This is a genomic window from Microbaculum mangrovi (assembly GCF_051390635.1).
GTDB lineage: Bacteria > Pseudomonadota > Alphaproteobacteria > Rhizobiales > Tepidamorphaceae > Microbaculum.
Genome location: NZ_JBPODT010000004.1, coordinates 701,795 through 714,940, shown reverse-complemented (window position 1 = coordinate 714,940; position 13,146 = coordinate 701,795). Strand labels below are relative to the sequence as shown.

Below are 13,146 nucleotides of genomic sequence, written 5' to 3'. Positions count from 1 at the left end.
TCGAATCTTCAGGCCGCTTCGGCCGCCAGGCGCTGTGCCTTCTCGACGGCGGCATCGATGGTGCCGACCATATAGAAGGCGGCTTCCGGCAGGTGGTCGTAGTCGCCGTCGCAGAGCGCCTTGAAGCCCTTGATCGTGTCGGCGAGCTCGACGAGCACGCCCGGCGAGCCGGTGAACACCTCGGCCACGAAGAACGGCTGCGACAGAAAGCGCTCGATCTTGCGGGCGCGCGCGACCGCCAGCTTGTCCTCTTCCGACAGCTCGTCCATGCCCAGAATGGCGATGATGTCCTGGAGCGACTTGTAGCGCTGGAGGATCTCCTGCACGCGACGGGCGGTCTCGTAGTGCTCCTCGCCGATGATGTTCGGGTCGAGCATGCGCGAGGTCGAGTCGAGCGGATCGACGGCCGGGTAGATGCCCTTTTCGGCGATCGACCGCGACAGCGTCGTGGTGGCGTCCAGATGGGCGAACGAGGTGGCCGGCGCCGGGTCGGTCAGGTCGTCGGCCGGCACGTAGATGGCCTGCACCGAGGTGATCGATCCCTTCGTGGTGGTGGTGATCCGCTCCTGCAGGGCACCCATGTCGGTGGCCAGCGTCGGCTGGTAGCCCACGGCCGAGGGAATACGGCCGAGCAGGGCCGAAAGTTCGGAACCGGCCTGGGTGAAGCGGAAAATATTGTCGACGAAGAACAGCACGTCCTGGCCCTGGTCGCGGAAGTACTCTGCGACGGTGAGGCCGGACAGCGCGACACGGGCACGCGCACCGGGCGGCTCGTTCATCTGGCCGTAGACCAGCGCGCACTTGGAGCCTTCGCCACCGCCCTTCTTGTTCACGCCGGACTCGATCATCTCGTGATAGAGGTCGTTGCCCTCGCGGGTACGCTCGCCGACGCCGGCGAACACAGAGTAGCCGCCGTGCGCCTTGGCGATGTTGTTGATCAGTTCCTGGATGAGCACCGTCTTGCCGACGCCGGCGCCGCCGAACAGGCCGATCTTGCCGCCCTTGGCGTATGGGGCGAGCAGGTCGACGACCTTGATGCCGGTGACGAGGATCTCGGCCTCGGTGGACTGATCGACATACTCAGGTGCGGGCGCATGGATCGGCCGGCGCTGCTGGGTCTTGATCGGGCCTTCCTCGTCGACCGGCTCGCCGATGACGTTCATGATGCGGCCCAGCGTCTCCTCGCCGACGGGAACCTCGATCGATTCGCCGGTGTCGGTGACGTCCTGGCCGCGGGTCAGGCCCTCGGTCGCGTCCATCGCGACAGTGCGCACGGTGTTCTCACCCAGATGCTGCGCCACCTCGAGAACCAGGCGGGTGCCGTGGTTGTCGGTCTCCAGCGCGTTCAGGATTTCCGGAAGCTTGTCTTCGAAATGGACGTCGACGACGGCGCCGGTCACCTGCGTGATCTGGCCGACGTTCTTGTTCTTTGACGTGGCGGGTTTGCGTGCCATCGGAATATACCCTGTCTTCTCTATGGGTCAGAGCGCCTCGGCGCCCGAGATGATTTCGATCAGTTCCTTGGTGATCTGGGCCTGACGCGAGCGGTTGTAGACCAGCGTCAGCTTATCGATCATTTCACCGGCATTGCGCGTGGCGCTGTCCATCGCGCTCATGCGGGCGCCCTGCTCGGACGCGGCGTTCTCGAGCAGCGCGCGGAAGATCTGCACGGAGATGTTGCGCGGCAGCAGGTCGGCCAGGATCTCGGTCTCGTCCGGCTCGAACTCGTAGGCCGCCAGCGCCGCCGCGGCCTCCGCCTCTTCCGCCGGCGGGATGTTTGCCGGGATCAGCTGCAGGCCGGTCGGCACCTGGCTGATCACCGAGCGGAACTCGGCGAAGAACAGGGTGCAGACGTCGAACTCGCCGGCGTCGAACAGCGACAGCACCTTCTCGCCGATCGCGTGCGCGTTGGAGAAGCCGACCTGCTTCACTTCCCGCAGCGTGATCATGTCGATGATCATCGAACTGTAGTTGCGGCGCAGCTGGTCGTAGCCCTTGCGCCCGACGCAGAGGATCTTGACCGTCTTGCCGTCCGCCCGGAGGCGGGCGATACGCTCGCGCGCCATGCGCACGATCGAGGAGTTGAAGCCACCGCACAGGCCGCGCTCGGACGTGCACACCACCAGAAGGTGGGTGTCGTCCTTGCCGGTGCCGACCATGATCGGCGAGGAGCCCTCGGCGCCGGCCAGCGATCCGGCGAGGCCCGCCAATACCTGCTCCATGCGCTCGGCATAGGGACGCGCGGCCTCGGCTGCGGTCTGCGCGCGGCGCAGCTTCGCCGCGGCCACCATCTGCATGGCCTTGGTGATCTTCTGCGTCGCCTTGACCGAGGCGATGCGGTTTCTGAGGTCCTTGAGGCTCGCCATCTATGCGGCTCCGCTAAGCTCGTCCAATGTCCGAAGATCAGGCCGCAAAGGCCTTGGCGAATTCGGAAACGGCCTTTTCGAGCTCTTTCTCGGTCTTGTCCGAGATTTCCTTCTCGGTGCGGATCGCGTCGAGGATGGCCATGTGCTTGTCACGGATGTGACGCAGCAGGTCGTCCTCGAAGCGGCGCACGGCGGAGACCGGCTGGTCGTCGAGATAGCCGTTCACGCCGGCATAGATCACGACCACCTGTTCCTCGACCTTGAGCGGCGAGAACTGCGGCTGCTTCAGAAGCTCGGTCAGACGGGCGCCGCGATTGAGCAGGCGCTGCGTCGTGGCGTCGAGGTCGGAGCCGAACTGGGCGAACGCCGCCATTTCGCGGTACTGCGCCAGCTCGCCCTTGATCTTGCCGGCGACCTGCTTCATCGCCTTGATCTGCGCCGACGAGCCCACACGGCTGACCGACAGGCCGACGTTCAGCGCCGGGCGGATGCCCTGGTAGAACAGGTCGGTTTCCAGGAAGATCTGGCCGTCGGTGATCGAGATCACGTTGGTCGGGATGTAGGCCGACACGTCGTTGGCCTGCGTCTCGATCACGGGAAGCGCGGTCAGCGAGCCCGAGCCGTTCTCCTTGTTCATCTTCGCGGCACGCTCGAGCAGGCGCGAATGCAGGTAGAACACGTCGCCCGGATACGCCTCGCGTCCCGGCGGGCGGCGAAGCAGCAGCGACATCTGGCGGTAGGCGACGGCCTGCTTGGACAGATCGTCATAGGCGATCACGGCATGCATGCCGTTGTCGCGGAAGAACTCGCCCATGGCGCAGCCCGAGAACGGCGCCAGGTACTGCATCGGCGCCGGGTCGGAGGCGGTGGCGGCGATGACGACGGAATATTCCAGCGCGCCGCGCTCCTCGAGCACCTTCACAAACTGGGCGACGGTGGAGCGCTTCTGGCCGACGGCGACGTAGACGCAGTAGAGCTTCTGGCTCTCGTCGTCCGAAGCGTTGAGCGGCTTCTGGTTGAGGATCGTGTCGAGGATGATGGCGGTCTTGCCGGTCTGGCGGTCGCCGATGATCAGCTCGCGCTGGCCGCGGCCGATCGGGATCAGCGCGTCGACGGCCTTGAGGCCGGTGGCCATCGGCTCGTGCACCGACTGGCGGGGAATGATGCCCGGCGCCTTGACGTCGACGCGGCGCTTTTCCTTGGACTTGATCGGGCCCTTGCCGTCGATCGGGTTGCCCAGGGCGTCGACGACGCGGCCGAGAAGCTCCTTGCCGACCGGCACTTCCACGATGGCGCCGGTCCGCTTGACGGTGTCGCCTTCCTTGATGTCGCGGTCGGAACCGAAGATGACGACGCCGACGTTGTCATTCTCCAGGTTCAGCGCCATGCCCCGGACGCCGCCGGGGAATTCGACCATCTCGCCGGCCTGGACCTTGTCCAGCCCGTAGACGCGGGCGATGCCGTCGCCCACGGACAGCACCTGGCCGACCTCGGTGACTTCGGCTTCCTTGCCGAAATTCTTGATCTGCTCCTTCAGGATCGAGGAGATTTCAGCGGCCCGAATGTCCATCAGCCGACCTCTTTCATAGCGATTTTGAGACTGTTGAGTTTGGTGCGCAGCGACGTGTCGATCATGCGGCTGCCGATGCGGACGACGAGACCGCCCAGCAGGCCCGCATCAACCGTGCGGTTGAGCTGCACGTCCTTGCCGAGAGACGCCTTCAGGGCGGCGGACAGCTCCGCGACCTGATCGGCGCTCAATTCGTGCGCGGAGGTAACCTCCGCGGAAACCTCGCCGCGATGCTGGGCGACCAGCTTGCGGAAGCCGCTGATCATGCCGGGCAGCGCGAACAGGCGCCGGTTCCTGGCCGTCAGCTTGACGAAGTTTTCGGTGATACCGGTGATGCCGGCCTTCTCCAGGATGGCGCCCATGGCGCGGACCTGGTCCTCGGCGGAAAACACCGGGCTCCTGACGAGACGGGTAAGATCCTCGCTCTCGTCGATCATCTTTCCGACCTGCTCGAGTTCGCCGGCCACCTTGTCGATGGCCTTCGCCTCGGCGGCAAGTTCGAACAGTGCCGTGGCGTAGCGGCCCGCGACGCCGGATACGATCGAATCTTCTGCGTTCACGCGTCGTGCTCTCTGATGCGACCTGATTGACGGCGCTGCTTGTCCCCGCTTGGCCCGTCTCCGAGCCGTCGCGGCGACCGGCCAAAGGCCTCAGGAAATGGTGGTGCCCGGAAGCCGGCGCTTCGCTAGCACACCAAACCTGCCCTTGCAACACGCCAGCGGCCTGACTCTGCGCCAATGTCGAAGTGCTCTACAGAAAGCTGACCGGATCGACGTCGATCGAGACCCGCAAGCCTCCCTTGGCCGCCGGCGCCTGGGCCAGCCATCGCCTCAGCCATCCCTGAAGGTCGAAGCCGCGCGGCGCCTTGACGAGCAGCCGGAAGCGGTGCCGCCCGCGCACCACCGCCAACGGCGCCTCTGCCGGCCCCAGCACACGGACCGCGTCCGATCCCCGGGATTCCGTCCTTTGCGCGCCGTCCGCTTTCGGCACGGCGCGCGCCAGCGCCCGGGCGTAGCCGGAGGCCTCGGCCTGCGTGCGCCCCGACACCACGATCGCCGCCAGTCGTCCGAACGGCGGCAGGCCGGAGCGCTCGCGCTGCTCCATCTCGCGGGCATAGAAGGCCTCGCGATCGCCCGAGATGATCGCCTGCATGACCGGATGGTCGGGGTCGAAGGTCTGGATCAGCCCGCGTCCGCCGTCCTTCTGCCGGCCGGCGCGTCCGGTGACCTGCTGCAGGAGCTGGAACGTGCGCTCGGCGGCGCGCGGATCGGCCGTTGCCAGCCCGATATCGGCGTCGATCGCGCCGACGAGGGCCAGATGTGGAAAATTATGGCCCTTGGCGACGAGCTGCGTGCCGATGATCAGGTCGACCTCGCCGCGCTCGATCATCGAGAATCGCGTCCGCAATTCGGAAATCGACTGCACCAGGTCGCTGGAGAGCATCAGGATGCGGATATCGGGGAAAAGATCGGCCGCCTCCTCGGCGATTCGCTCGATTCCCGGTCCGCAGGCGACCAGGCTGTCCTCGGCGTCGCAGTTCGGGCAGCGCTCGGGCCGGGCGATCGAATGGCCGCAATGGTGGCACGACAGCACCCGCCGGAAGCGGTGATCGACCAGCCAGGCCGAGCAGTTGGGGCATTCGAACCGGAAACCGCATTTGCGGCAGAGCGTCAGCGGCGCATAGCCGCGCCGGTTGAGGAACAAGAGCGCCTGTTCGCCGCCGCCGATCGTCTCCTTGATCGCGTCCACGAGGACGGGGCTCAGGAACCGGCCGGACGGGGCCCCGTCGGCGCGCATGTCGATCGCCTTGATGTCGGGCAGGCTGGCGCCGAATCGGTCGGGCAGCTTCACGTGGATGTAGCGGCCGCGCTCGGCGTTGGCCCGGCTCTCGATCGACGGCGTCGCTGACGACAGGATCACCGGAAAGCCGCCGATCATGCCACGCACCACCGCCATGTCCCGGGCCGAGTAGATGACGCCCTCCTCCTGCTTGTAGGCGGGGTCGTGCTCCTCGTCGACGACGATCAGGCCGGGCTGGGAAAACGGCAGGAACAGCGCCGAGCGCGCGCCGACGACGGCGCGGACCTGGCCGTTCGCCACCCCCCGCCAGGTGCGCTCGCGCACCCGCGGCGTCATGCCCGAGTGCCACTCGGCCGGCCGGGTTCCGAATCGCGCCTCGAAGCGGTCGAGGAACTGGGTGGTGAGCGAGATTTCCGGCACCAGCACCAGCACCTGCCGGCCGCGCCTCAGCGCCTCGGCGACCGCCTCGAAATAAACCTCGGTCTTGCCCGCCCCGGTGACGCCTTCGACCAGCGCCACGGCGAAGGCGTCGGCGGCGACGGCGTCCCGCAGGCGCGCGGCCGCGTCCACCTGTCCGTCGGTCAGCACCGGCGGCGCGAAATCCGGATCGGGCACGCCCACCACCGGCGCTGGCGGCAGCGCCACCCGCTCCAGCGTTCCCGCATCGACCAGCCCCTCGACCACCGAGGCGCCGACGCCGGCGGCCTCCGCCAGCGCGCCCTTGTTCCAGGCAAGCCCGTCGGCCGCGATTTCGAGCACCCGTGTGCGCGCCGACGTCATCCGTTCCGGCGCCGCGCCGGCCAGCCGCACGGCCATCACGGGCTTTTCCGGCCCGAAGGCCTCCGGCACCCGCAGCACCATCCGCAGCACGGTGCCGCGATGGCTAAGCGTGTAGTCGGCCAGCCAGTCGACGAATCGGCGCATCTCCTCGCCGATATGCCCGTCGAGCTTGTCCTCGACTGATCTGAGCTTCTTCGCCGGCACCGAATCCGGCGCGCCGTCCCAGACGACGGCGAGCACCGATCGCGGCCCCAGCGGCACGACAACGACGTCGCCCGGCGCCAGCGCCATCCCCGCCGGCACCGCATAGGTATAGGGCCGCTCGACCGCGACGGGGACGAGCACGGAGACGGTTGCCGGTTTCTCCAAAAGGTCGGTCATGCGAATCGCGGGACTGTCATCGGCCTCAAAGTACGCTAAACAGGGCGCCAGTCAGCCGCTTGCCGGAACACAGTCGCCGGAACACAGTCAAGGTAGTCCCATGAAATTCTTCGTCGACACCGCCGATATCAACGAGATCCGCTCCCTCGCCGACACCGGCCTGCTCGACGGCGTCACCACCAATCCCTCGCTGGTCGCCAAGGCCGGCCGGCCGTTCCGCGAGGCGGTCGCCGAAATCTGCGCCGTCGTCGAGGGCCCGGTCTCCGCCGAAGTGACCGCCACCGATGTCGACGGCATGATCGCCGAGGGCAGGAGCCTGGCCGAGATCGCCGACAACGTCACCGTCAAGGTGCCGCTGACCATGGACGGGCTCAAGGCCTGCCGGGCGCTGACCCAGGCCGGCATCATGGTCAACGTGACGCTGTGCTTCTCGGCCAATCAGGCGCTGCTCGCCGCCAAGGCCGGGGCCACCTTCGTCTCGCCCTTCATCGGCCGTCTCGACGATATCGGCCTCGACGGCGTCGAGCTGATCGCCGAGATCCGCGCGATCTACGACAATTACGGGTTCGAGACCGAGCTGCTCGCCGCCTCCATCCGCACGGTGAACCACGTCAGGGACTGCGCGCTGGCCGGCGCCGACGTCGCCACCATCCCGCCCGCGATCATCCGCCAGCTCGTGGCGCATCCGCTGACCGACAAGGGCCTTGCCGCCTTCCTGTCCGACTGGGCGAAGACCGGCGAAACGATCCTTTAGCCCGGCCAGGCGGGGGCCGTCCGGATATTTTTACCCGGGCATAATTGACACCGTAATTTTACCGGGGTAAATCCATGCGGACATCACCACCGCAGGCCCCCGAACATGACCACTGAAAACCTCTGTATCGCCTTCAACGGCCCGACGCGCGTCGCCGCCGGCCCGCGCATCGACGTCGCGCTCGCGGTGAAGCAGGCGATCGATCGCGACGAGACGGCCCAGATCCTGGTGTTCGACACGGCAACGAGCCGGCCGGTCGAGTTCGACCTGCGCGGCACGCTGGACGAAGTCCGCAAGCGCCTGATCGACGCCGCCGATGGCGCCCGACCGGTCACCCCCGGGCCGGAAGCCGCCCCTCCCGATACCGCCAGCCCCGAAGCAGACGAGCGCCCGAAACGCCCCGGCCGGCCGAAACTCGGCGTCGTCGGCCGCGAGGTGACGCTTCTGCCGCGCCATTGGGCGTGGCTGAACGGCCAGCCGGGCGGCGCCTCCGTCGCCTTGCGCAAGCTGGTCGAAAAGGCCCGGCAGGCCAGCGACCGGACCGACCGCCAAAGGGTGGGCCGCGACTCGTGCTATCGCTTCATGAGCGCGATGGCCGGCAACCTTCCGAATTTCGAGGAGGCCTCGCGGGCGCTTTTCGCCGGTGACCGCGACAAATTCGACGAGATGGTCGATTTCTGGCCGGGCGACATCCGCGAGCACGCCCATACGCTGGCCGAAAAGGCATTCTGAACGGGACACGACCGATGATCCTCGAGCACGCCATCCTGAACGTGAAGCCGGGTCAGGCCGAGGCCTTCGAGGCGGCGATGCGCGAGGCGCTGCCGCTGATCTCCGCCAGCGACGGTTTCCGGGGGCTCGAGGTGCGCCGCTGCATCGAGTCCCCGGACCGCTACGTGCTGTTGGTGACATGGGACAGCGTCGAGGCCCATGATCCGGGATTTCGCGGCTCCGACCGCTATCCGCGCTGGAAGGCGCTGCTGCACCACTTCTACGATCCGTTTCCGGTGGTGGAGCACTACGGCGCGCCCGTCGCCACGGCCTAAACGAAAGGTTAACGCGGCGCGGGCAAGACTGGCTTCGAGACCCTCACGAGGAAGGCCGCCCGCACGATGCCGCCCGGACGCCAGGCACGGACACGCGAAGACGCCGCACCGGTGATCGGCCCGTTGCTGGCGGCCGCAGACCTGCGCGCCGGCGCCGAGGCCTGGCTCACTAGCCTGGCGACCGAGCGCCGTCTGTCGGACAAGACGGTCGAGGCCTACGGCCGCGATCTCCGCCAGTTTCTCACCTTCCTGAGGGACCATCTCGGCGATCCGCCCGCCGTCGCCGACTTCGCCGACCTGAGGCCGACCGATATCCGCGCCTGGCTCGCCGCGCGCCGCGCCGACGGCCTCGCCGGTCCCTCGCTGTCGAGGGCGCTTGCCGCGATCCGCTCGTTCACGCGGTTTCTGGAAAAGACCACCGGCACCAGGACGACGGCGCTCACCGTCGTGCGCGGGCCGAAGAAGCGCCACGCCCTGCCGAAGCCCTTGTCGCGCGACGCGGCGCTGCGCGTCATCGATGCCGAGGAAATCGATCCCGGCGCGGCCGAACCCTGGATCGCCGCCCGCGACGCCGCCGTCTTCGCCCTGCTCTATGGCTGCGGCCTGCGCATTTCCGAGGCGCTCGGCCTGACGCGGTCGGAGGCGCCGGAACCGGACACCACGCTGCGCATCACCGGCAAGGGCGGCAAGACGCGGCTCGTTCCGGTGCTGCCCGCGGTGGCCGAGGCGGTCGCCGACTACCTGCGCCTGTGCCCCTACGCCCTTGCGGCGGACGGCCCGCTGTTCGTCGGCGCCCGCGGCGGACCTCTCAATCCGCGCCTGATCCAGCGGGCGATGGCGCGGTTGCGCGGCGCGCTCGGCCTGCCCGACAGCGCCACGCCGCACGCGCTGCGCCATTCCTTCGCTACCCATCTGCTGATGAATGGCGGCGACCTGCGCGCCATCCAGGAGCTGCTCGGCCACGCCAGCCTGTCGACGACGCAGGTCTATACGGAAATCGACGAGAGCCGCCTGCTGGAGGCCTATCACGCGGCCCATCCGCGCGCCTGACCGGGCCAGTACGCCGCGGCGATAACGCGTTCGTGAGCGCCCGCGCTCTTGCCGCCCCCGCGAACGGTGCTAGCCTTTCGGGTGCGACGATTCATCCTGACGTCGTTCCTTGAGGGGAGAATTCGCATGACAAGCAAACTCCTCGCAGGTCTCGCCGCGGTTGCGCTGACCATGTCGGCGGGCGCCGCGTTTGCGGATTGCTCGGCCGGTCACACGGCCGCCAAGCAGACCCCGGTGAAGACCGCGCAAATCAGCACTCCGACGCAGACCCCGACGACCCAGCCCGCGCAGGACTAGGGAACGGCGAACACGTCTGTGTAGGGATTTGACCCGGGCCCATGGCCCGGGTTCTTTTTGCGGGTTTCGCGAAACGGTCGCGCGGCACGCCGTCTCCCTGGACCGTCAGCGCGGCTTCGCCAGCACGAAGATCGCCTGCTCGCCGAAGAGGTTGAGCGTCCGCAGTGAAGCCCCCTCGGAGAGGCGGTCGCCCTTCGAGCCGAGCGCGATGACCTTCTCGATCACGACGCCCATGTCGTCGGCGAGCGCGCAGAAATCACGGATCGTGCAGAAATGGATGTTGGGCGTCGCATACCAGCTCACCGGCAGGTGCTCGGTGATCGGCATGCGGCCGCGCGTCAGCAGCTGCCAGCGCATCCGCCAGTGGCCGAAATTCGGGAACGACACGACGCCGCGCCGGCCGATGCGCAGGATGTGATCGAGCACGCCGCGCGGGTCGCGCGTCGCCTGGATCGTCTGGCTCAGCACCACATAGTCGAAGGCGTTGTCGGGATAGTCCACGAGATCGCGATCGGCGTCGCCCTGCACCACCGCCAGGCCCTTGGCCACGCACTCGTTGACGTTGCGCTGGCTCAGCTCGACGCCGCGCCCGTCGATGCCGTAGCGGTTCTCCAGGATCTCGAGCAGCGTGCCGTCGCCGCAGCCGATATCGAGCACCCGGCTGCCCGGCCGGATCAGATCGGCGACCAGATTCAGATCGACACGGCGCGACTGCGGGGGCGCGCTGTACCCGTTCCCCGCCGCCGTCATAGCATGGTGGACGACAGCTGACGGGCGGGCGGCGCCGGCAATCCGCGCGCATGCGCGGCCGAATCGAGGAACCCGCGAACAGCGCCGAACAGTTCCGGCTCGTCGAGCAGGAAGGAATCGTGCCCCGCGTCGGTCTCGATCTCGACGAAGCTGACGCGGGCGCCGGCCGCGTTCAGCGCGTGCACGACCTGCCGGTTGACTTCGGTCGGGAACAGCCAGTCCGACGTGAACGAGACGACGCAGAAGCGCGTGTTCGTGCCGAGGAACGCGTTTGCCAACTGCCCGTCGTAGTCCGCCGCCAGGTCGAAATAGTCCATCGCCCGGGTCAGGTAGAGGTAGCTGTTGGCGTCGAACCGGTCGACGAAGGTCGAGCCCTGATGGCGCAGATAGCTCTCGATCTGGAAGTCGGCGTCGAAGCCGAAGGTGATCGCCGCGCGGTTCTGCAGATTGCGCCCGAACTTCCGGTGCAGCGCCTCGTCCGACATGTAGGTGATGTGCGCGGCCATCCGCGCCACCGACAGGCCCTTCTTCGGGCTGGTGCCTTCGCGCAGGTAGCGCCCGCCGCGCCAGTCGGGATCGGCCATCACCGCCTGGCGGCCGACCTCGTGGAAGGCGATGTTCTGCGAGGTGTGGCGTGCCGCCGTGGCGATCGGGATCGCCGAGAACACCCGGTCGGGATGGCTCGCGGCCCATTCCAGCACCTGCATGCCGCCCATGGAGCCGCCGATCGCGCAGAACAGCGTTTCGATGCCGAGGTGATCGAGCAGCATCGTCTGCGCCCGCACCATGTCGCGGATCGTCACGACCGGGAAATCGAGGCCGTAGGATTCCCCGGTCGCCGGGTCGATGCTGCCCGGTCCCGATGAGCCCATGCAGCCGCCGAGCACGTTGGCGCAGATGACGAAGTAGCGGTCGGTGTCGATCGGCTTCCCGTGCCCGACCATCTTGTCCCACCAGCCGGGCTTCATGGTCACCGGATGGATGTTGGCGGCATGCTGGTCGGCGGTCAGCGCGTGCGCCACCAGGATGGCGTTGGTCTTCTGCGGATCGAGCGTGCCATAGGTCTGGTAGGCGATCGTCAGCGGCGCGAAATCGATACCGCAGTCGAGCCGCAACGGCTGGTCCGGCCCGAACTGGACCACTTGGCTGTCGGGTGCCGCGATCTGGCGGTAGGTGGTCGACCGGCTCTTGATCCCGGGTATCATCTTGCTGCTCAGCCGGTTTGCCGGCCTTCTACGGGGCGAATGCGATCCCCGGGACCCTGCGCCCGGGACTCGATCTAGTTGGGCCGGTACCGGCGCCATGTCAATGTTTTCTTTGACGTACCGGGGCTTAGTTTGATGTCCCGCGACGCCTGCGCGCGGGCGTCTGACGGCCGGCCTCAGGCGGGCCCGTCGGCGACACGTCCGTCCGGGGGCGAGGGCCGGGTCGGCCGGTACCGAGCCGCGCGCCCGTCTGAATGGTTCCATTTCGCCGTGAAAGGCTCTAAGACTGCGCGCCGGCCGCAAGGCCGTTCAAGCTTAAAGAATCCGCCGGAGAAAAGGCGCCCGCCCGCGATGTCCGACACGCCCGCACAGGATACCGTTAGCCTCGACGCGCTGCGCCGCGACATCGACGCCGCCGACGAGGAGATGCACCGCCAGCTGATCCATCGCGGCGAGGTCATCGAACGGCTGATTGACGCCAAGCGGCTGTCGGCCAACGGCGGCGCCGCGTTCCGTCCCGACCGGGAGGCGGCGATGATGCGCCGCATCGCCGCGCGCCACACCGGCCGGCTGCCGCTGTCGACGGTCGAGCACATCTGGCGCGAGATCATCGGTACCTTCACCCAGCTTCAGGCGCCTTACCGGGTGCTAGCGGCGCGTGCCGCCGATCCGGCGATGCGCGATCTCCTGCGCTACTACTTCGGCTTCTCCTCGCCGCTGGTCGGCACCGCCTCCAACCGCGAGGCCATCGACACCGTGGCGAGCACGGGCACCGATCTCGCGGTCGTCGCGCTCGACGATCCGCTCGAGGAGCGATGGTGGGAGAGCCTCACGCCGTCCGCAGACGCCCCCGGTTTTGGGGCGAAAGTGATCGCCTACCTCCCCTTTCTTCCACTGCAGTCCGGCCTCGACCTGCCCCGCGCCGTCGTCATCGGCCCGAAAAACGTCGAAGCCCCTGATGATCTCCATCTTTATGCCGTAGACCTCGCCGATACCGGCTCGATTGACGGCCTCGGCACGATCCTCGCGCGATCCGCCGCCGCGGCCCTGATCGCCGCGCCGCGCGACCCCGCCGGGTTCGGCAAGACGACGACGTTGCAATCGCATTGGCTCGGCTGCTTCGCGAAGCCGACCGACTGGACCTGAG

13 protein-coding genes are annotated in these 13,146 nt (G+C 67.8%); 6 read left to right on the top strand and 7 right to left on the bottom strand.

Annotated features, from left to right (window positions below):
- Positions 1–8 precede the first annotated feature (8 nt).
- The 5 genes from atpD to ACSF9G_RS20095 all read right to left on the bottom strand — a co-directional run bounded on the left by atpD (position 9) and on the right by ACSF9G_RS20095 (position 6,897).
- Entirely contained in the window at positions 9–1,454 is a 1,446-nt protein-coding gene (atpD, locus tag ACSF9G_RS20115) for a F0F1 ATP synthase subunit beta (protein ID WP_436643903.1), read from the bottom strand.
- Positions 1,455–1,481: 27 nt separating this feature from the next.
- Entirely contained in the window at positions 1,482–2,366 is an 885-nt protein-coding gene (locus ACSF9G_RS20110) for a F0F1 ATP synthase subunit gamma (protein WP_436643902.1), read from the bottom strand.
- 37 nt (positions 2,367–2,403) lie between these two features.
- Complete coding sequence (gene atpA / locus ACSF9G_RS20105; RefSeq protein WP_436643901.1) at positions 2,404–3,936, bottom strand: F0F1 ATP synthase subunit alpha; 1,533 nt, start codon at positions 3,934–3,936, stop codon at positions 2,404–2,406.
- Positions 3,936–4,496 carry a F0F1 ATP synthase subunit delta gene (locus ACSF9G_RS20100; RefSeq protein ID WP_436643900.1) on the bottom strand — a complete coding sequence of 187 codons (561 nt, stop codon included), beginning with the start codon at positions 4,494–4,496 and terminating at the stop codon, positions 3,936–3,938. Before ACSF9G_RS20100 ends, atpA begins: the two co-directional genes overlap by 1 nt.
- Positions 4,497–4,686: 190 nt before the next feature.
- Complete coding sequence (locus ACSF9G_RS20095) at positions 4,687–6,897, bottom strand: primosomal protein N' (protein ID WP_436643899.1); 2,211 nt, start codon at positions 6,895–6,897, stop codon at positions 4,687–4,689.
- Positions 6,898–6,997: 100 nt separating this feature from the next.
- Here ACSF9G_RS20095 and fsa point away from each other — a divergent pair, with 100 nt between their 5' ends.
- The 5 genes from fsa to ACSF9G_RS20070 all read left to right on the top strand — a co-directional run bounded on the left by fsa (position 6,998) and on the right by ACSF9G_RS20070 (position 10,044).
- Positions 6,998–7,651, top strand: a complete 654-nt coding sequence (fsa, locus tag ACSF9G_RS20090; RefSeq protein WP_436643898.1) for a fructose-6-phosphate aldolase — start codon at positions 6,998–7,000, stop codon at positions 7,649–7,651.
- 105 nt (positions 7,652–7,756) lie between these two features.
- The gene (locus ACSF9G_RS20085) at positions 7,757–8,383 is read left to right on the top strand and encodes a DUF2239 family protein (protein WP_436643897.1); all 627 of its coding nucleotides are present in this window, start codon (positions 7,757–7,759) and stop codon (positions 8,381–8,383) included.
- Between the two features lie 14 nt (positions 8,384–8,397).
- Entirely contained in the window at positions 8,398–8,697 is a 300-nt protein-coding gene (locus ACSF9G_RS20080) for an antibiotic biosynthesis monooxygenase family protein (RefSeq protein ID WP_436643896.1), read from the top strand.
- A 66-nt stretch (positions 8,698–8,763) separates the two neighbouring features.
- Positions 8,764–9,747, top strand: a complete 984-nt coding sequence (locus ACSF9G_RS20075) for a tyrosine recombinase XerC (RefSeq protein ID WP_436643895.1) — start codon at positions 8,764–8,766, stop codon at positions 9,745–9,747.
- 126 nt (positions 9,748–9,873) lie between these two features.
- Entirely contained in the window at positions 9,874–10,044 is a 171-nt protein-coding gene (locus ACSF9G_RS20070) for a hypothetical protein (RefSeq protein WP_436643894.1), read from the top strand.
- 105 nt (positions 10,045–10,149) lie between these two features.
- Here the strand turns inward: ACSF9G_RS20070 and metW are convergent, their stop codons facing one another.
- Positions 10,150–10,794 carry a methionine biosynthesis protein MetW gene (gene metW / locus ACSF9G_RS20065; RefSeq protein ID WP_436643893.1) on the bottom strand — a complete coding sequence of 215 codons (645 nt, stop codon included), beginning with the start codon at positions 10,792–10,794 and terminating at the stop codon, positions 10,150–10,152.
- Complete coding sequence (gene metX, locus ACSF9G_RS20060) at positions 10,791–11,999, bottom strand: homoserine O-acetyltransferase MetX (RefSeq protein WP_436643892.1); 1,209 nt, start codon at positions 11,997–11,999, stop codon at positions 10,791–10,793. The genes metW and metX overlap by 4 nt, the downstream gene beginning before the upstream one ends.
- 351 nt (positions 12,000–12,350) lie before the next feature.
- On the opposite strand from metX, the gene ACSF9G_RS20055 reads away from it, so the two are divergent.
- Positions 12,351–13,145: a chorismate mutase gene (locus ACSF9G_RS20055; protein WP_436643891.1), complete on the top strand. Its 795-nt coding sequence runs from the start codon at positions 12,351–12,353 to the stop codon at positions 13,143–13,145.
- The last annotated feature ends 1 nt before the right edge of the window (position 13,146 follow it).

Excerpts from the sequence above, each read along its gene's own strand:
- metW (WP_436643893.1), bottom strand. The coding sequence starts at position 10,794 with ATGACGGCGGCGGGGAACGGGTACAGCGCGCCCCCGCAGTCGCGCCGT.
- ACSF9G_RS20070 (WP_436643894.1), top strand. The coding sequence starts at position 9,874 with ATGACAAGCAAACTCCTCGCAGGTCTCGCCGCGGTTGCGCTGACCATG.
- ACSF9G_RS20080 (WP_436643896.1), top strand. The coding sequence starts at position 8,398 with ATGATCCTCGAGCACGCCATCCTGAACGTGAAGCCGGGTCAGGCCGAG.
- ACSF9G_RS20095 (WP_436643899.1), bottom strand. The coding sequence starts at position 6,897 with ATGACCGACCTTTTGGAGAAACCGGCAACCGTCTCCGTGCTCGTCCCC.
- ACSF9G_RS20110 (WP_436643902.1), bottom strand. The coding sequence starts at position 2,366 with ATGGCGAGCCTCAAGGACCTCAGAAACCGCATCGCCTCGGTCAAGGCG.
- atpA (WP_436643901.1), bottom strand. The coding sequence starts at position 3,936 with ATGGACATTCGGGCCGCTGAAATCTCCTCGATCCTGAAGGAGCAGATC.
- fsa (WP_436643898.1), top strand. The coding sequence starts at position 6,998 with ATGAAATTCTTCGTCGACACCGCCGATATCAACGAGATCCGCTCCCTC.
- ACSF9G_RS20085 (WP_436643897.1), top strand. The coding sequence starts at position 7,757 with ATGACCACTGAAAACCTCTGTATCGCCTTCAACGGCCCGACGCGCGTC.
- ACSF9G_RS20075 (WP_436643895.1), top strand. The coding sequence starts at position 8,764 with ATGCCGCCCGGACGCCAGGCACGGACACGCGAAGACGCCGCACCGGTG.
- atpD (WP_436643903.1), bottom strand. The coding sequence starts at position 1,454 with ATGGCACGCAAACCCGCCACGTCAAAGAACAAGAACGTCGGCCAGATC.
- ACSF9G_RS20055 (WP_436643891.1), top strand. The coding sequence starts at position 12,351 with ATGTCCGACACGCCCGCACAGGATACCGTTAGCCTCGACGCGCTGCGC.
- metX (WP_436643892.1), bottom strand. The coding sequence starts at position 11,999 with ATGATACCCGGGATCAAGAGCCGGTCGACCACCTACCGCCAGATCGCG.